Raw genomic sequence first — 16,444 nt, 5'->3', positions numbered from 1 at the left:
GCTCAGACCGAGCGCAGCCGCCCCATCAGCGCGCGTCCGGTGCGGACTTCGCGCGCGACTACACCCGCGGTGAACCGCTCGATGATCCCGCGCGTGCGGCGGAGCGGTCGCGGCGCGTCGCTGCGCGCGCCGGCGATCACGCCGCTTCCCCAGCCCTCGGCCAGCGCCTCCACGCGTGCCGCCAACGCCGAGCGCCGGTCGTCGCGGCCCAGCACGATCGACGGGAACGGCAGGCGGGTGCGCGGCGAGGCGAAGGTGTCGAGCAGCGACTCGACGCTCTCCTCCTCCTGCGCGATCGGATCGAAGAACAAGGCGCCCGCGACTCGCGACACATAGGGAGCGGGAGAAAGCCGCGCCCACCACGCCGTGGCGAAGCAACTTGCGCCCTCGGCGACGAGCAGCACCGCGCCCTCGGCCCGAGTCACCGCCGAATCGAGCCGTGCACCGAGCAGGTTGCGCTCGGCGAGCGTGTTCGCGCGATAGGGGACATGCTCCTGGCGCGGCGCGGCGAACAAGTCGCGCCATGGCGCCGAAGCGGCCGCCGAGATTTCGACGAGCGAGAGGTTCCCGGGAAGCGCCAGCGCAGTCGCCATCATCCACTCCTTGCTTTGCGCCAATCTATCCGGTCGCAACCCTGCTCGCCAGCAAATTCACTACCAGATCGGTATGGATTCGCTTTCAGGCGAGCGTGTGCGTCAGGCTGATCTCGGCGTTGAGCAGCTTCGAGACCGGGCAATTCGCCTTTGCACCTGCCGCCAGCGCCTCGAACTGTTCGGGCGAGATGCCCGGCACCTCGGCCTTGAGCGTCAGGTCAGAATGCGTGATCGTGAAGCCGTCGCCGTCCTGCTCGAGCTTGACCGCCGCGGTCGTCTCGAGGCTGCCCTCGCTGAACCCCGCCTTGGCGAGCGCGAAGCTCAGCGCCATCGTGAAGCAGCCGGCATGCGCCGCGGCGATCAGTTCCTCGGGGTTGGTGCCCTTCTCGTCGCCGAAGCGGGTATTGAAGCCATAGGGGGTGGCGTCGAGCACGCCCGACGGGCTGTCGAGCCGGCCCTTGCCCTCCTTGCCGAAGCCTTCGTAGCGAGCAGTCGCGGTGCGAGTCGTCATGGATTTCCCCCTCGAATGATGGGACGCGGCGACAGCATGCCGCCGCGTCCGTTCAAGTCAACGGCAGCGCACGTCCTGGTTGCGCTCGACCGCGCGCCCGGCTGCGGCGCCTGCGGCCGCGCCGAGCACGGTGCCAAGCGTCTCCGAACCGCCCGGCGCGATCAGGTTGCCGAGCAAGCCGCCCGCGACGCCGCCGACGATCAAGCCGGTCGTCCCGTCGTTGCGGCGGCAATAATAGCGCCCATCCTGCCCGCGATAGACCCGCTCGTCGCGCGACACGCGGCGTTCGCGATAGCGGCGGTCGTCGCGATAATAGCGGTCGGCATTATACCCACCGTACGACGGATCGGGACGGTTCCAGTCGTAGTTGCGATACCCGTCATAGCCCGCCGAGCGGGCCCCATAGCCGGTGTCCGTGCAACCAGCGACCGCAGTCGCCGCCAGCACTCCTAACAGGATGGCGCGCATTTCTCATCTCCCATGATCTACGATGCCTTGGGGAATGCCTGGGCATCTTAAAGGTTGCGTCTCAGGATGTAGACGCGCCGAGCCGCTCGTTCTCGTGCGCTTCGCCCTTGACCAGCGTCGGGGCGGACACGCCCGCGAGCGCCGGACGGAACGCGTCACGCTCGCCATCCGGGATCGGCGCAGTTGGATCCGGGCGAAAATCGACAGGTGCGCGATCGCCCGGCTCGGGACGCGCATCACCGAGCAGGTCGGTCGGGACATGCTCGGCGCTGCCGTGCGTGCGCTTGCCCAGCTTCAGCACCGCAAACGCGGTTGCCGCAACTGCGCCGATCGCCGCGCCAATCGACAGCGCGAGCTTGCCGCCGCGTGCGGGTTTCGTCGCGGCGGTCTTGCTCTGCGAACGCGCGGGGGCGTTGCGGGCAGGTGCCTTGCGCGCGGGTGCTTTGCGCGCGGGTGCCTTGCGGGTGGCAGCCTTCGGCGCGGCCGCCTTCGTTGCCGGCGCCTTGCGCGCGGCGGACTTTGGCGGGGTTGGCTTCGGCGCGGACGCCTTGCGGGTCGGCGCCTTGCGGGCGGTTGTCTTCTCGGTCTCGCCGGTGGTGTCGGCCATGATGCGTCCCCTCTGGATTGGTAGCGTCAACGGGCAGGCGGGGTCGGTGTTCCTCCGCTCAGTCCTTGAGCGGATCGTGCCCCCAGTTCATCAGCGAATAACGCCAGCGCGAGGTCGGCACCTTGAATTCGTCGTGCGGCCCCTGCGCGCGGTGGCGCTTCACGAAACCGACCACCTTGCGCATATGGGCATAATCGCCCCCGTCCAGTTCGGCCTTGCGGGTGCGGAGGATCTGCACGATGCGCCGGCCCGAGGCATGGCCGACGCTCTCGCCGCCGTCGCGCTTGAACCCGACCTTGCGGCTCTCCTCGGTCTCGAGCCATTGCTCGATCTCGGCGGGCGCCATGTTCACCGCGTCGTGAAAGTGCGCATAGACCTGCGCATGGTCGTCGTCGTCCTTGGTCATCGGTCATCAAGTGTCGAGGCGAGGGGAGGTTCCCCCACGAGAATTCCCCTCCCTGCAAGGGAGGGTTTAGGGGTGGGTACGCGCCGGGCAGGGCTCGATGCCCCTGCTCGGCGCTTGGATGCTTGGCGACAAATCTTTTAGGCGCGCAGACGCGCGCACCCACCCCCAGCCCCTCCCTGCAAGCAGGGAGGGGAGTTTCTAGCTTCCGTACAACGCCGCCTCGGCCGCGCGGCGCTTGGTCAGCCCGGGCAGCACCTTGCCCGCGGCCTTGTTCCAGCGCGCGAACTGCGCCTGCGCGCCGGCGAAATCCCCTTGCTTGTGCAGCTTGAGCAAGGTGCTGCTCGAAAGATTGCCGACCCCGACATTATACGCGAAGCTGACCATCGCATCGAACTGGTGCTGGCTGGTCGCCGCGCTGCCGATCGCCGCTGCGACCTTGGTGGCGAAGCTGTCGACGTCGCTGGCGAGTCGATCGTCGCATTGCTGCTGGTTCCACACCACGCCCGGCTTGATGTCGGGGCCGGTCGAGCCCCAGCCGATCGTCCACGGATCGCCCCCGCTGCCGGGATCGGGATAGGCGGCAAAGCTGCCATCGGGCTGCTTCTTCGCGCATCCTTCGAATTGCTTGATGAGATCGATGCCTGCCGCACTCGGTGTCATGAAAATATCCCCCCGGATTCGAGCGGTATTTGTGACGCACTTGCCGTGTCTTGGCTATCGTCTTCGTATCCGGGGCGGTTGCAGGCGCGGCGGCGCTGCGACTAAAGGCCGGCATGGCCAAGCAGCGCGCCGATCAGATCCTCGTCGACCGCGGGCTCGCCGAAAGCCGCACCCGTGCGCAGGCGCTCATCATGGCGGGGCTCGTCTTTGCCGGCGACCGCAAGGTCGACAAGCCCGGCCAGCAACTTGCCGAGGATGTGATGCTCGACGTCAAGGGCCGCGATCATCCCTGGGTATCGCGCGGCGGGATCAAGCTCGCGCACGCGCTCGATCATTTCGCCTGGGACGTCACCGGCGCCGTGGCGATCGACGTCGGTTCCTCCACCGGCGGCTTTACCGACGTGCTGCTCACCCGGGGTGCCGCGCGCGTTTACGCGGTCGACAGCGGCACCAACCAGCTCGCCTGGAAGCTCCGCCAGGACGAACGTGTCGTGGTTCACGAACAGACCAGCGCGCGTATCCTCACGCCGGCGCACATTCCCGAGCCCGTCGATCTGATCGTCTGCGACGCGAGCTTCATCGGCCTCGCCAAGGTACTCGAAGTGCCGTTCGGCTTCGCTGCGCCGAACGCCCGGCTGGCGGCGCTGATCAAGCCGCAGTTCGAGGCGGGGCGCGGCGAAGTCGGCAAGGGCGGAGTGGTCCGCGATCCCGCCGTCCACGATCGTGTCTGCCGTGAGGTTTCCGAATGGGTGGCGGGGCAGGGGTGGCAGGTGCTGGGGATCACGCCGAGCCCGATTACCGGCCCAGAAGGCAATGTCGAATTCCTGATCGGGGCGGTGCAAAGCGGCTCCTAAAGCGCCTTCCCCTCAGGGGGCTTCAGGGCTCGAACCGCCCATCCCCCTCGCGATCGCGCGCATAATGCCGCGCCAGCGGAAATCCCGGCAGCCAGGCCTCGCGGCGGATCATCCAATTCTCATAGCTCGGCACGAACGCATCCGGCGCGTCGAACGTCCCGAGCGGCACTTCGACTTCGTCCCCGACCCGCGCGAACACCGAGGATCCGCATCGCGGGCAGAAGTGCCGTCCCTTATACGCCCGCGTCTCGCCCGCGATCGTCACGGCGTCGTCAGGGAAAATCGCCGCGGCATAGAACAGCGCGCCATGATGCTTGCGGCAATCGAGGCAATGGCACAGGCCGACGCGATAGGGCGCACCCGATGCCGTGATCCGAACTTCGCCGCACAGGCAGCCCCCCGTAACCCTATCCATCGCGCAGCTCCGTTCCAAAGCGATCCGTTTCGCTACAACGCCCCATTCCGCAATTATGCATCGCATCTTTGCGACCATGCATGGATTGGACTAGGGGATCGTTCCGGGGGCGGCGCGTGTTTCACGCGTCGACAACGGAGGAAACCGCGTTGATGGAAATCGCGTCCAAGGGTCAGTTGCGTCTCGCTTATTTTCGCTGGGCCATCGTCACCGTACCGCTCATGCTGCTGCTCGGGATCGGATCGGGGAGGCTCGTGCCGAGCGGCGACGACAATCCGTGGTTCGGCCAACTCGTAAAGCCCGAGATCATGCCGCCCGGCTGGGCCTTCGCGGTTGCCTGGACGATCCTCTACGTGCTGATGGGCCTCGCGCTGGCGCTGGTGATCAACGCGCGCGGCTCGCGCGGCCGCGGGCTGGCGATCGCGCTGTTCGTCGTCCAGCTGCCGATCAACCTCGCCTGGTCGCCGGTGTTCTTCGGGATGCACAAGGTCGATACCGCGCTGCTGATGATCGGCGCGCTGGTCATCCTGGTGCTGCTCACCACCTTGTTCTTCTGGCGGGTGCGCAGCGTCGCCGGGATGCTGCTGCTGCCCTATCTCGCCTGGCTGTGCTTCGCCTTCGTGCTGCTCTACCAGATCGACGCGCTCAATCCCGACGCCGAAAGCCTTGTACCTTCGCGCACGGTTGACCAGATAGAGATACGCTGAGTTTCGCTTTTTCTAGGAAGACCAGGATGCAGACCGACAACCGCCTGTTCGACGATTTCGTCAAGTTCGTGAACGGCGCGGCCGGCACCGTCGCCGGCATGGCGCGCGAGGCCGAGGGTGCCACGCGCGAGCGTGCCCGCGAATGGATCGGCGGGCTCGATTTCGTCGCGCGCGAAGAGTTCGAGGCCGTCAAGGCGATGGCCGTGGCCGCGCGTGACGAGAATGACGCGCTCAAGGCACGCATCGCCGCGCTCGAGGCGCAGATCGGTGGCGAGGCTGCGGCCAAGCCGGCGCGTGCGCCAAAGCCTCCGAAGGCAGAAATTTGAGTCCACAAGTTACCGACCGCTTGTCCACAGTTTTTCGACAGGGTTGCGAACCGCGTGCTTGTGCGTGCGGGGCACGATTGGCAGGATTCTTCCAAGCCAATCCCGGCGCGTGGAGTTAAGGATGTTGGACGAGGCCGAATTCGACCGCGACGACGCCGCGCCGATCGACATGCTCGAAAATTACTTCGCGGCGCATAACTGGACGTTCGAGCGCGAAGACGACGAGATCGTCGCCAAGTTCAAGGGCAGCTGGACCGAATACGAACTGCGCGCGATCTGGCGCGAGGACGATGGCGTGCTCCAGTTCCTTGCTTTTCCGGACATCCGCGTCTCGGAAGAGCGTCGCGCCGCGGTCTACGAGACGATCGGGCTGGTCAACGAGCAGTTGTGGATCGGCCATTTCGAATTGTGGTCGGCGAGCGGCATCCTGCTCTATCGCCATGCTGCGATGATTGACGGCGCCGGCGAGCCGACGCTGACGCTCAACCAGGCCGAATTGCTCGTCGAGAGCGCGATCGACGAGTGCGAGCGCTTCTACCCCGTCTTCCAGTTCGTACTGTGGGGCGGCAAGAGCCCAGCCGAGGCGATCGCCGCCGCACTGATCGAGACGCAGGGCGAAGCGTGAGCGCTGCGTCGCCGCGGGTCTGGCTGCTCGGCTGCGGCAACATGGCCGGGGCGATGCTGCGCCAGTGGATCGCCAGCGGCGTAGTCGCCCCCGCGAACGTCTTCGTCGTCAATCGCCATGACCGCGAGCTGCCCGAAGGCGTGCGGCAGGGCAGGGCCTTTCCCGAGGAGCTTGCCCCTGATTTCCTCCAGCTTGGCGTCAAGCCGCAGCAGCTTGGCGACGTCGCCGCGTTGCCCGCAGGCAACTATCCGCTGATCTCGATCCTCGCGGGCGCCGATGTCGCGACGCTCGAAAAGCGTTTTCCTGGCCATCCGGTGGTCCGCGCGATGCCCAATCTGCCCGTCGCGCTCGGCAAGGGCGTCGTCGCGCTGTACGGTGCCCGCGTGGCGGGTATCGATGACCTCATGGCCCCGCTCGGCCTGGTCGAGTGGATCGACGACGAGACGCTGTTCGACAATGGCACCGTGCTCTCGGGCTGCGGGCCGGCCTTCGTCTATCGCTTCATCGATGCGCTTGCTGAGGCGGGAACGACGCTTGGTTTCTCGGCCGAGCAGGCGCAGCGGCTTGCAGTCGCGACGGTCGAGGGTTCTGGCCTGCTCGCCGCGCAGGCCGATGCGCCGCCCGCGGTCCTCGCCGATCGCGTCGCCAGCCCCGGCGGCTCGACGCGCCAGGGAATGAACGTGCTCGACAAGGACGACGCGCTCAAGGCGCTGCTCCGCGCGACTCTCGCCGCCTCGGCGAGGCGCACTGCCGAAATGGCCGCCGAGGCGCGCCGCTGAGGTTGCGTGCGGCGGAGCGCTCCCCATCTAAAGGGTGCTTCGCTTACGGGTATTATCTATCGAACAACGCCTCATGCTCGCTTATGGGCTGATCCTGCTGATGCTCTTGGTGGCGATCGGCGCTGCGCTGTACATTCGCTACAATTCGCGGCCGGTTCGGCTTGCGCGGGAACGAAAGCGCGAACTAGCGCGCTACGCAGCGAAATTGCCCGAATAACAGCGCAACATTGTTACGCATTCGCGTAACGAATGAAGTGGATCTGCGGGAAAAGTGCGAAGTTAAGCCGCGCAAATCCAACAAGGAACGCCCGCCAGCCCGAGGTGTTCTTCTTCCGAATCACCCATTCATGGAGGCGGATATGACGACCACCACGGCGACACGCGACAAGCATGGACGGTTCACGGGCTCGACTTCGAAGGGCGGGGGTTTCGGCGTCGTTGCCGGCGCAGTTGCTGGTGGCGCCGCGCTCGGCATCCTCGCGATGCTCGGCCGCAAGGCGGCGGTCCAGGCGCCGACCGCACTCGCGGGCAATTGGGACGAGGCACTCGTTGTCGAGCACCAGGCGACGCTCAAGGTATTCGACGCGATCGAGGCGACCGACGAGCACAACACGCTCAAGCGCGGCATGTTGCTGTCGCACTTGAAGCACGCGCTGCTCAAGCACGCGGTAGAGGAAGAGAATGTCGTCTATCCTGCGCTGCGCGAGATCGGTGAACGCGACGCCGCAGACGCGCTCACCAAGGAACATGGCTATGTGAAGCAGTATCTCTACGAGCTGGAGAACATCCCCACAGCCTCGCCCGACTGGATCGCCAAGGTCCGCGAGTTCCGTGCCGACATCGAGAAGCACATGCAGGAGGAAGAGATGGACCTCTTCCCCAAGCTGCGCAGCCAGCTTTCCGACGAACGCAACAAGGCGCTTACCGCGACGATGAACAAGGAAGGCTTCAAGGTCGCCTGACCTGCTCTTGAAAGCCCCTCCCCTTCAGCGCATCAGGTCGGCTATGCCCCCGGCATGGCCTAAGCAGCGCGGGGCGCTGCTTACCTGATGCGGGGTTGGGGTGGGGCCTGTCGCGTGGCCTATCGCCCCGAAACCGAATTCCGCTCGCTCTCGGGCATCAGTCCCTCGAGCACTGCCCAGAACCCTCCGACGGCGCCCTGGCCCGCGCTCGAATAGGCAGTCGACATCTTTTCGCGCAGCGCCTCGAACAATTCGGCTTCGAGCGCCGCGCCCGCCGGCGTCAGCCGCAACAGCCGCTGCCGCCGGTCGCGCTCGCCGGTTCGCGTTTCGACCATGTCGCGATCGGCCAACTCGCCCAGCACCCGGCCGAGCGATTGCTTAGTGATTCCCAGGATCGCGAGCAATTCGCTTACCGTCAGATCCGGCTGGCGCGCGATAAAATAGAGCGCGCGGTGATGCGCCCGGCCCAGTCCCTGCTTGGCGAGCCCCGCGTCGATCGAGCGCGTCAAATTGGCGTAGCCGAAATAGAGCAGCTCGATGCCGCGGCGGATTTCGGGCTCGCGCAGGAACAGCGGCGAAGCGGGAATTGGGGCAGCCATGTTGACCATTCTAGCCTTGCGCCCTAGTCCACCGCAAGCCGATCCGGTCGCATGGGCCGGCGAGTCACGGGAAGGGTGCAATGCAAGACGCGACGATCCTGGATTTCGAGTTCGAAGCCCACGCCAATCCGGTCGCTACGGCCGATCGTGCCGCGCTCCTCGTCAATCCCGGCTTCGGCAAGATCTTTACCGATCACATGGCGGTGATCCGCTACTCCGCCGACAAGGGCTGGCACGACGCCCGCATCGAGCCGCGCCGCCCGATCCAGCTCGATCCTGCCTGCGCGGTGCTCCATTATGCGCAGGAGATCTTCGAGGGTCTCAAGGCTTATCGCATGCCCGATGGCGGCGCCACGCTGTTCCGCGCCGATGCCAATGCCCGCCGCTTCGCCGAGTCCGCGCGCCGGATGGCGATGCCCGAGCTGCCCGAGGACCTGTTCCTGTCGTCGATCCGCGAGCTGGTCCGCACCGACCGCGATTGGATTCCAGAGGGCGACGGCGCCGCGCTTTACCTGCGCCCCTTCATGTTCGCGAGCGAGACCTTCCTCGGCGTCCGCCCCGCGCAGGAATATCTCTACATGGTGATCGCCTCGCCGGCGGGTGCCTATTTCAAGGGCGGCGCGCCCTCTGTGACGCTTTGGGTCTCGGAGCATTACACCCGCGCCGCGCCCGGCGGCACCGGTGCCGCCAAGTGCGGCGGCAACTATGCTGCCAGCCTCGTCGCCCAGGCCGAGGCGATCGGGCACGAGTGCGACCAGGTCGTCTTCCTCGATGCGGCGGAGAACCGCTATGTCGAGGAGCTCGGCGGGATGAACGTGTTCTTCGTGTTCGAGGACGGCTCGATCCAGACTCCGCCGCTCACCGGCACGATCCTCCCAGGCATCACGCGCGAATCGCTGCTGGCGCTTGCCCGCGATGCCGGCGTGACGATCCGCGAGGAGCGCTACAGCCTCGACGAATGGAAGGCCGACGCCGCCAGCGGCAAGCTGCGCGAGGCGTTCGCCTGCGGCACCGCCGCGGTGGTCACCCCGATCGGTCGCGTGCAGGGCCGCGGTTTCGATTTCGCGATCGGCAATGGCGGTCCGGGCATGCTTACCGAGCAGCTCCGCCAGCAGCTCGTGTCGATCCAGCGCGGAACGTCGCCCGACCCGCACGGATGGGTTGAACGCGTCTTCTAACGCCGTATAAGCCCGCTTCCCGTTGGGGCGTCGCCAAGTGGTAAGGCAGCGGCTTTTGATGCCGCCATTCGCAGGTTCGAATCCTGCCGCCCCAGCCAGGGATCACCCGATCGCCTAGCCTCGAACCACGCAGCGGAAGCCGATATGGCTGGTCGCGCTGTCGATCGACTGGGCGTGGCGCGCGGCGGGGCGGTAGCGCTGGCAGTAATTGGCGGCGCACAGGTGCGAGCCGCCCTTGAGCACCTTCCGGCCGAGCGGCACGCCGGGCTGGGCGGGATCCACGCTGCCGCGCAGGTTGCCGCCGCGTGGATCGGGGATCGCGCAGCACGGGCTCTTGCCCCGGGCCGGCCGGACGCTCTTCGGCACCGAATACCAGTCGCGCGTCCACTCCCAGACATTGCCGATCATGTCGTGCAGGCCATAGCCGTTGGCCGGATAGCTGCCGACGGGGGTGGTGCGATAGCCGCCATCGGCGCGCTGGTTGGCGAAGGGGAACAGCCCCTGCCAGTAATTGGCGAGGGTCGCGCCGCCGGGGGCCAGTTCGTCGCCCCAGGCATATTCGGCGCCCTCGCGACCGCCGCGCGCGGCGAATTCGAACTCGGCCTCGGTCGGCAGTGCCTTGCCCGCCCAGGCGGCATAGGCCTCGGCATCGGCAAAAGCGACATGGACGACGGGATGATCCGGATCGGCGTCGCTTTCGGGCCCGGTCGGGTGCCGCCAGTCGGCGCCGGCGACGAACGCCCACCATTGGCCGAAGTCGTCGAGCGGCACCGGCGTCGCGGTGCGCTGGAAGACGAGCGACCCCGCCATCGCCGCCTCGGGCGCAAGGCCCGGATAATCACGTGGATCGGGCGCGATCTCGACGAAGGTGCGATAGCCGGTCGCTTCGACGAATTCGGCGAACTGGCGGTTGGTCACCGGAGTCTCGTCGATCCAGAAATCCTCGACGCGCACGCGGCGGAGTGGGCGTTCCTCGGGATAGAAAAGTTCTGACCCCATCGTGAAGGCGCCGCCGGGGATCCGGCGCATGCCGGCGGTGGATTGCTGGCGCATATACTGGCTTCTACTCGGTTGACCCCGGGTTCTTTGGCGCAAAAATTCCCGCTTCGCTACCCGGGCGGGGCGCATCGCCGATCAACCGTGATACGGCGCGGCCGCCGGGCCGCGCGGCGGATCGAGGGATACGGTCATGCGCGTGCGGTTCGCAGTTCGGCAGTGATCTCCTGCGCGGTCGCGGCGTCGAGCGCCACGGCCTCGGGCTGGACGACGACGCTGCCCGGCGGCACGTCGCGGAGCAGCCAGACATTGCCGCCGATCGTGCTGCCGCGCCCGATCGTGACGCGCCCCAGGATCGTCGCGCCGGCATAGATGATGACGTCGTCCTCGACGATGGGATGCCGGGCGAAGCGATCGCGTGGGCCGACGCTGGCAAGGCCGAGCGGGCTGCGCGCGCCCAGCGTGACATGCTGATAGAGCCGGACGTTGGTGCCGATGATAGCGGTCTCGCCGATCACCACGCCGGTGCCGTGATCGATGAAGAAGCGCGGGCCGATCGTCGCGCCGGGATGGATGTCGATCCCGGTGCGCGCATTGGCGAGCTCGGAAATCACCCGCGCGACGATCGCGGCGCCGAGCCCGAAGAGCTGGTGCGCGATGCGGTAATGCAGCGTGGCGAGCGCGCCCGGATAGGCGATGAGGATCTCGTCGGCGGTGCGCGCTGCGGGGTCGCCGACGAACGCGGCCTCGATATCGCTGTCGATCAGCGTGCGGATTTCGGGAAGCGCGGCGGCGAACAGCCGGACGATCGTCTCGGTCTGGCCAGGTTCGAACGGCGCCTCGCACCAGCCCTGCCAGTAATCGAGCTCGCGCGCGATCTGTTCGGCGAGGATCGCGAAAGCCTGCCCCAGCCGCTCGGCGACGAAATCGTCCTCGCGCAGCGCGCCGCCGGCGAACCCGCCGAGCCGCACCGGATAGAGCGCGGCGGCGAGATGCTCGACGGCGCGTGCCAGCTCGGCAGGTGAGGGGAAGCGCGACACGGCATGCTTCCCGGCCTGGCCCTCGCGCCAGGCGAGCCGCGCGGCATTTAGCCCGGAGACGGCCACGGTAATCTCCGCGGCGAAGGGGGAGGCGGGAAACTGCATGCACATCGCTTTTGGGCCACCGCTCTTGACGATAGAGTTGCCTAACCTTGCGGTCCGCGAGGCTGAACAGCGTAATTTATACTCCGTGGATAGGAAATATATGTCAGGCTGCGCTCGGCGCTGCCCTAGCATCGCGGCCATGACCCTTGTGCAGCAACCCGCGCAGTGCGCCGAGTCACGCTGGGACGCCTTCGGATGACTCTGTCGAAGCGTCGCCGCTGGGTGCTGTTCGCACTGCTGCTCGCGGCGGCGATGCTCAACCTGATCGATCGCCAGATCATCTCGGTGCTCAAGCCGGTGATCTCGCGGGATCTTGGTTGGAACGACAATGACTACGGCACGCTCGCCGCCTGGTTCCAGGGCTCGGCGGCGGCCGCCTTCCTGCTGACCGGCTGGATCGCCGATCGCACGGGCGTCAAATGGGCCAATCCGCTTGGCGTGCTCACTTGGAGCATTGCTGCGATCGGCCATGCCTGGGCCGTGACGATGGGCCAGTTCACCCTTGTCCGCGCCGCGCTCGGCGCGACCGAGGCGATGGGGACGCCGAGCGGGATCAAGACGATCGCTACGATCTTCCCCGCGCACCAGCGCTCGACGGCCTATGGCATCTGGAATGCGGTCGGCAGCGTCGGTGGCATCCTCGCGCCGCTGCTCATCCCCCTGCTCGCCGCGTTCTACAGCTGGCGCGCCGCCTTCGTGATCGCGGGGCTGGCAGGGGTGGTCTGGGCCGGAGCGTGGTTGGTCGCGGTGCGCGGCGTCCGCTTCGACGTCGGGGCCGCGCCTTCGGTCGCCACAGCCTATGCCCCGATCCTCCGGGAGCGCCCCACCTGGGCGATCGCCTTTGCCAAGGCACTGTCGGATTCGACCTGGTGGCTGATGCTGTTCTGGATGCCGGACTTCTTCCACCGCCAGTTCGCCCTCGAAGGGACCGCGCTCGGGCCGCCGCTCGCGGTCGCCTATGCTGGCGCGGCACTCGGGGCGATGATCGCGGGCGCGCTCGCCAGCCGGCTGCTGGTGCGCGGCCGCGATCTCGATCGCGTGCGCAAGGGCGCGATGCTCGTCGCCGGACTCGCGGCGCTGCCGGTGCCGCTCGCGCTATATTCGGAGAGCCTGTGGGGCGCGACCGCGATCCTCGCGCTCACGCTGGCGGGGCACCAGGCCTTTTCGACCACGCTCTACGCCATCATCGCCGACGTTACCCCGCGCGCCAAGGTGGGCCGTGTGACGGCATTTGGAGCGTTCTGCGGCAATCTCGGGGGGATGGCGATCGTCAAGGTCGCCGGCGCGGTGCTGGCGGCGGGGCTCGGCTATTTGCCGCTCTTCCTGTTCGCGTCGATCTCGTACCTGCTCGCGGTCGCCTGGATCCAGTTGCTGCTCCCGAGCATCCGCCGCGCGCCGCAGGGACTGGAGAACATTTCGTGCCCGATAGAAGGCACCAAGGACGGCAGCAGGCGTTGATCGGGGGTAGTTGCACCACAAGGAGTCACCATGGCCGAGCCTGAAGTTTCCCCGGTCTCGAACCGCAAGACCGGTCTCACCGACGCGTTCCGCACCCATTTTGCCGGCGATGCGCCGCTGACCGAAAAGGCGAAGAGCTTCGCCAAGGCGCGCCCCTGGGCGAGCGCGACGCTGGTCGGCATCGCCGGGCTCGCACTTCTCAACATGGTGCGCGGCAGGCGCTGACGCGCGTCGCGCGCATTTTCCCCGGCGGTGCTGCTGTTGCGGCACCGCCGTCCACGATCGACGAGGGCCCGATCCAGAGCATCGACGCCGACTGGGGCGCAACTGGGCCGACGGCGTGCAGCGCCACGGCATCACCTCGGTCACCGATTGGGTGATCGTGCGGCGGGGCGAGCATCGGCTGCGGATCAACATGATCGAGCAGAGACGATCGTCCGATAGCCGGAATGGCCGGGCAACTGCGGATCGGAACGGGGGTGCTTACGTAGTAATACATAATCAGGACTTGTCGCCTAGCACGCTGCCCAGAGGGATAGCGGATGACGACGGGGATCGTTTACGAGCATGCGCGACTGCGCGATGGCGAGACGCTGGCTGTCGTCGCGTTGCTGCTGATCGTGGTTGCGGCTGCCGGCTGGCTCACGGCAGTCACCCAGACCAGCCTCGATGCTGTCGCCGGGGTGACGATCCGCTTCGTGGCGAGCGCGCTATCGCTCGCGATCCTGCTCTGCCTTGCTACGGCCTATGTGCAACGCCGCGGGCTCGCCGATGTGCGCTTCGATCGGTCGGCGGTGCTGGCGGTGTTGCTGGCGGCACTGCTCGTCGGGCTGACCATCCCGGTCTTCGGCATCTTCAAGCAATTGGTCCTGCCCGCGCGCGGTTTCCCGCTTGATCCGGCGCTGCGGGCGATCGACCGGGCGATATTTCTAGGCGCAGATCCCTGGCGCCTCTCGCACGCGCTGATGCCGTCGATCGGCGTTACCCAGTTCCTCGACTGGCTCTACACCTTGTGGATGCCAATGATGTTCCTCTTCCCGATGCTGGCAATCCTCGCGGGGCGGACGCGGCAGGATCGCGTGCGGCTCGTCGGCTGCTGGCTCGCGGCATGGATCCTGATCGGCGGCGTCGGTGCGTGGCTGCTCGGCTCGGCGGGGCCATGCTATTACAATGCGCTGGTCGCGCCCGATGCCGGATTCGCAGCGTTCGATGCGAAGCTGGAAGAGCAGGCACAACTGGCGCGGGCGAGCGGCTGGCCGATCGCGGCGATCGAGTTCCAGTCGATGCTGCTCGAGGCGTATCGCGACGGTGGATACGCGCCCGCCGGCGGGATTTCCGCGGCCCCTTCGATGCATGTCGCGATGGCGACCTTGTTCGCGATCGGCGGCTTCACCTTCCATCGCTGGCTCGGTGCGGGGCTGAGCATCTTCGCACTGCTGATCTGGGTGGGGTCGGTCCATCTCGGCTGGCATTATGCCGTGGACGGACTGATCAGCGTGGTGGCGATGCTGGCGATCTGGCTCGCCTCCGACACCGTCACGCGGCATGCCTTGGCACCGCGGCGCACCCGCTCAGGGCTTGGCGATCTCGAAGATATGCAGGGTCGGTCCGCCGCTTGATCCCCTGACGGGCGCGATCACTTGCCGCAACACGGCACCGCGGGTGAGCGCGGCGTAGCGCTGCCACTCTGCGGGATAGTCGGCGGGCGCGTCGCGATACCGGTCGTAATGGCTCAGCACTGCGAAGCGGGCGCGGCAACCGGGCAGGCGGTCCATGTCGACATTGCCGAGATCGACCACCGGCCGGCCTGCGCGAAGCGGCTCGGCCTCGGCATAGCGGATTTTCCGGGCGAGCACCTGCCGGGCGTCGACGCAGCCTGCGCTGCCGAGCGGGAAGAGCAGCTTCCACTGGCCTGCGACCAAGTCGAGCGCGGCATGCTCGACCAGGATCGAGCTGTCGGGCGGCGCATGCGCGCGCAGCCACGCCGCGGCGATCTGGCGCGTGTCGTTCGACCGCTCGGCGGCACGATGCTGCGCCGCCTGGAGCATCGGGAGGGCGAGCAGCAGCGCTGCGAGCGGCTCGATGCCGCGGAGCGGGCGAGCGCTACGCGCGCGCAGCATCTCGGCGAGCTGGTGCACCGCATAGCCGAGCGCGAGCGCGACGAAGGGCAGCAGCGGGACGAGCCAGCGTTCCCAGCGCAGCGCCTGGATGCAGATGAGCACGCCGAATGTCGCCACGCCGGGGAGCAGCGCGACTGCCGCGATCCGGTTGCGCAGCGCGAGCAGTCCGGTGCCGAGCGCGGCGAGCGCCAATCCGGCCGCGCCGAACGCGCCGATCAGCGGCCCGCCGAGATACCAGCCGATATTGGCGAGCGGCCCGCCGCCGGTGGCACCCGGGTGGAGCGGACGCGCCTCGCCGGCAAGGTCGCGCAGTACCGTGGGATAGTCGAGCAGGAGATAGGGCGAGGCGAGCACCAGCGTCGCGGTGGCGGCAGCGGCGAAGGCGAGGAGGCTGCGCATTTCGCGCTCGCCCTGCGCGATGCGCCAGAGACTCGCAGCGACGGGGCTGAGCGCGATCGCCGCGGCGGGCCATTTGGTCGCGCAGCCGAGCCCAACGAAGAGTCCTGCGAGCAGATAGTCGCGCCAGCGGCCTCGCTCGGCGATCGCGAGCGACGCCAACAGGCAGAGCAGCATGAACATGCTCGCCTGCACATCGGTGCGGATGACCTGCGAATAGTCGATCTGGAGCGCGTTGATCGCGAGGAAGAAGGCGGCGAGCAGCCCGGTGCCGGCCCCGCCGACGCGCTTTGCAAGGCGCCAGGTCAGGTAGACGCACAGCACGCCGCATAGGGCGATGGCGATGCGGGTGGGGACGAAGAGGATACCGGGGTCGGCATAGACTGCGCCGACCAGGGCGTCGGCGTCGGCGTAGCGGCCGGTGGCGATGCCGATCCCGCCGACCAGCAGGGTGACCAAGGCTATGGTGTAGAGCGTGATCGTTCCGGGGTGGCCGAACCAGCCTGGATTCAGACTTTGATTCCGTATCATTTCGACCGCGGTCATCATGAACAACGGTTCGTCGGGGTCGTTCAAGGCGGGAAGGCCGAAGCCGATGCCGTGCAGGCGCAGTGCCGCGGCCAGCAATATTATGCAAAT

21 protein-coding genes and 1 tRNA gene are annotated in these 16,444 nt (G+C 67.4%); 11 read left to right on the top strand and 11 right to left on the bottom strand.

Annotation, left to right across the window (positions count from 1 at the left end; genetic code table 11):
* Positions 1 to 2: 2 nt before the first annotated feature.
* The 6 genes from RZN05_RS12825 to RZN05_RS12800 all read right to left on the bottom strand — a co-directional run bounded on the left by RZN05_RS12825 (position 3) and on the right by RZN05_RS12800 (position 3,245).
* Positions 3 to 593 carry an alpha/beta hydrolase gene (locus RZN05_RS12825; RefSeq protein ID WP_317226995.1) on the bottom strand — a complete coding sequence of 197 codons (591 nt, stop codon included), beginning with the start codon at positions 591 to 593 and terminating at the stop codon, positions 3 to 5.
* Positions 594 to 678: 85 nt separating this feature from the next.
* Positions 679 to 1,104 carry an OsmC family protein gene (locus RZN05_RS12820; protein WP_317226994.1) on the bottom strand — a complete coding sequence of 142 codons (426 nt, stop codon included), beginning with the start codon at positions 1,102 to 1,104 and terminating at the stop codon, positions 679 to 681.
* Positions 1,105 to 1,161: 57 nt separating this feature from the next.
* Positions 1,162 to 1,572 carry a glycine zipper 2TM domain-containing protein gene (locus RZN05_RS12815; RefSeq protein WP_317226993.1) on the bottom strand — a complete coding sequence of 137 codons (411 nt, stop codon included), beginning with the start codon at positions 1,570 to 1,572 and terminating at the stop codon, positions 1,162 to 1,164.
* Positions 1,573 to 1,633: 61 nt separating this feature from the next.
* Positions 1,634 to 2,179, bottom strand: a complete 546-nt coding sequence (locus RZN05_RS12810) for a hypothetical protein (protein ID WP_317226992.1) — start codon at positions 2,177 to 2,179, stop codon at positions 1,634 to 1,636.
* 58 nt (positions 2,180 to 2,237) lie between these two features.
* Positions 2,238 to 2,585, bottom strand: a complete 348-nt coding sequence (locus RZN05_RS12805; protein WP_317226991.1) for a DUF3140 domain-containing protein — start codon at positions 2,583 to 2,585, stop codon at positions 2,238 to 2,240.
* A 198-nt stretch (positions 2,586 to 2,783) separates the two neighbouring features.
* Positions 2,784 to 3,245, bottom strand: coding sequence for a lysozyme (locus RZN05_RS12800; RefSeq protein WP_317226990.1), 462 nt, complete (start codon positions 3,243 to 3,245; stop codon positions 2,784 to 2,786).
* 113 nt (positions 3,246 to 3,358) lie between these two features.
* Between RZN05_RS12800 and RZN05_RS12795 the strand changes: the two genes are divergently transcribed.
* Positions 3,359 to 4,099 carry a TlyA family RNA methyltransferase gene (locus RZN05_RS12795; RefSeq protein WP_317226989.1) on the top strand — a complete coding sequence of 247 codons (741 nt, stop codon included), beginning with the start codon at positions 3,359 to 3,361 and terminating at the stop codon, positions 4,097 to 4,099.
* A gap of 22 nt (positions 4,100 to 4,121) precedes the next feature.
* Here RZN05_RS12795 and RZN05_RS12790 read toward each other — a convergent pair whose 3' ends face one another.
* Entirely contained in the window at positions 4,122 to 4,514 is a 393-nt protein-coding gene (locus RZN05_RS12790; RefSeq protein ID WP_317226988.1) for a GFA family protein, read from the bottom strand.
* A gap of 149 nt (positions 4,515 to 4,663) precedes the next feature.
* Between RZN05_RS12790 and RZN05_RS12785 the strand changes: the two genes are divergently transcribed.
* From RZN05_RS12785 to RZN05_RS12765, 5 genes are all read left to right on the top strand, one after another.
* On the top strand, positions 4,664 to 5,221 hold the full coding sequence (locus RZN05_RS12785; RefSeq protein WP_317226987.1) for a TspO/MBR family protein: 558 nt from the start codon (positions 4,664 to 4,666) through the stop codon (positions 5,219 to 5,221).
* 26 nt (positions 5,222 to 5,247) lie between these two features.
* The gene (locus RZN05_RS12780) at positions 5,248 to 5,547 is read left to right on the top strand and encodes an accessory factor UbiK family protein (RefSeq protein WP_317226986.1); all 300 of its coding nucleotides are present in this window, start codon (positions 5,248 to 5,250) and stop codon (positions 5,545 to 5,547) included.
* 121 nt (positions 5,548 to 5,668) lie between these two features.
* Positions 5,669 to 6,172: a type III secretion system chaperone family protein gene (locus RZN05_RS12775; RefSeq protein ID WP_317226985.1), complete on the top strand. Its 504-nt coding sequence runs from the start codon at positions 5,669 to 5,671 to the stop codon at positions 6,170 to 6,172.
* The gene (locus tag RZN05_RS12770) at positions 6,169 to 6,951 is read left to right on the top strand and encodes a pyrroline-5-carboxylate reductase family protein (RefSeq protein WP_317226984.1); all 783 of its coding nucleotides are present in this window, start codon (positions 6,169 to 6,171) and stop codon (positions 6,949 to 6,951) included. The genes RZN05_RS12775 and RZN05_RS12770 overlap by 4 nt, the downstream gene beginning before the upstream one ends.
* A 359-nt stretch (positions 6,952 to 7,310) precedes the next feature.
* The gene (locus tag RZN05_RS12765) at positions 7,311 to 7,913 is read left to right on the top strand and encodes a hemerythrin domain-containing protein (protein ID WP_317226983.1); all 603 of its coding nucleotides are present in this window, start codon (positions 7,311 to 7,313) and stop codon (positions 7,911 to 7,913) included.
* 119 nt (positions 7,914 to 8,032) lie between these two features.
* On the opposite strand, the gene RZN05_RS12760 is transcribed toward RZN05_RS12765, so the two are convergent.
* The gene (locus RZN05_RS12760) at positions 8,033 to 8,512 is read right to left on the bottom strand and encodes a MarR family transcriptional regulator (RefSeq protein ID WP_317226982.1); all 480 of its coding nucleotides are present in this window, start codon (positions 8,510 to 8,512) and stop codon (positions 8,033 to 8,035) included.
* A gap of 80 nt (positions 8,513 to 8,592) precedes the next feature.
* Between RZN05_RS12760 and RZN05_RS12755 the strand changes: the two genes are divergently transcribed.
* Both RZN05_RS12755 and RZN05_RS12750 read left to right on the top strand, forming a co-directional pair.
* On the top strand, positions 8,593 to 9,690 hold the full coding sequence (locus tag RZN05_RS12755) for a branched-chain amino acid aminotransferase (RefSeq protein ID WP_317226981.1): 1,098 nt from the start codon (positions 8,593 to 8,595) through the stop codon (positions 9,688 to 9,690).
* A 23-nt stretch (positions 9,691 to 9,713) separates the two neighbouring features.
* A tRNA-Gln gene (locus RZN05_RS12750) sits at positions 9,714 to 9,788 on the top strand.
* A 16-nt stretch (positions 9,789 to 9,804) separates the two neighbouring features.
* On the opposite strand, the gene RZN05_RS12745 is transcribed toward RZN05_RS12750, so the two are convergent.
* A complete protein-coding gene (locus RZN05_RS12745) occupies positions 9,805 to 10,743 on the bottom strand; it encodes a formylglycine-generating enzyme family protein (protein WP_317226980.1) in 939 nt (312 codons plus the stop codon).
* A gap of 134 nt (positions 10,744 to 10,877) precedes the next feature.
* Entirely contained in the window at positions 10,878 to 11,831 is a 954-nt protein-coding gene (gene epsC / locus RZN05_RS12740) for a serine O-acetyltransferase EpsC (RefSeq protein WP_317226979.1), read from the bottom strand.
* Between the two features lie 195 nt (positions 11,832 to 12,026).
* On the opposite strand from epsC, the gene RZN05_RS12735 reads away from it, so the two are divergent.
* The 3 genes from RZN05_RS12735 to RZN05_RS12725 all read left to right on the top strand — a co-directional run bounded on the left by RZN05_RS12735 (position 12,027) and on the right by RZN05_RS12725 (position 14,908).
* Positions 12,027 to 13,289 carry an MFS transporter gene (locus RZN05_RS12735; protein WP_317226978.1) on the top strand — a complete coding sequence of 421 codons (1,263 nt, stop codon included), beginning with the start codon at positions 12,027 to 12,029 and terminating at the stop codon, positions 13,287 to 13,289.
* Between the two features lie 30 nt (positions 13,290 to 13,319).
* The gene (locus tag RZN05_RS12730; protein WP_317226977.1) at positions 13,320 to 13,514 is read left to right on the top strand and encodes a hypothetical protein; all 195 of its coding nucleotides are present in this window, start codon (positions 13,320 to 13,322) and stop codon (positions 13,512 to 13,514) included.
* A 317-nt stretch (positions 13,515 to 13,831) separates the two neighbouring features.
* Positions 13,832 to 14,908, top strand: a complete 1,077-nt coding sequence (locus RZN05_RS12725) for a phosphatase PAP2 family protein (protein WP_317226976.1) — start codon at positions 13,832 to 13,834, stop codon at positions 14,906 to 14,908.
* On the opposite strand, the gene RZN05_RS12720 is transcribed toward RZN05_RS12725, so the two are convergent.
* Entirely contained in the window at positions 14,861 to 16,432 is a 1,572-nt protein-coding gene (locus RZN05_RS12720; RefSeq protein WP_317226975.1) for an ArnT family glycosyltransferase, read from the bottom strand. The two genes, RZN05_RS12725 and RZN05_RS12720, sit on opposite strands and share 48 nt — an antisense overlap.
* Positions 16,433 to 16,444: the final 12 nt, after the last annotated feature.

This window comes from Sphingomonas sp. HF-S4 (genome assembly GCF_032911445.1).
GTDB lineage: Bacteria > Pseudomonadota > Alphaproteobacteria > Sphingomonadales > Sphingomonadaceae > Sphingomonas > Sphingomonas agrestis.
The sequence above is the reverse complement of the archived record's forward strand: the minus strand, read 5'-3'. Positions and strand labels throughout refer to the sequence as shown.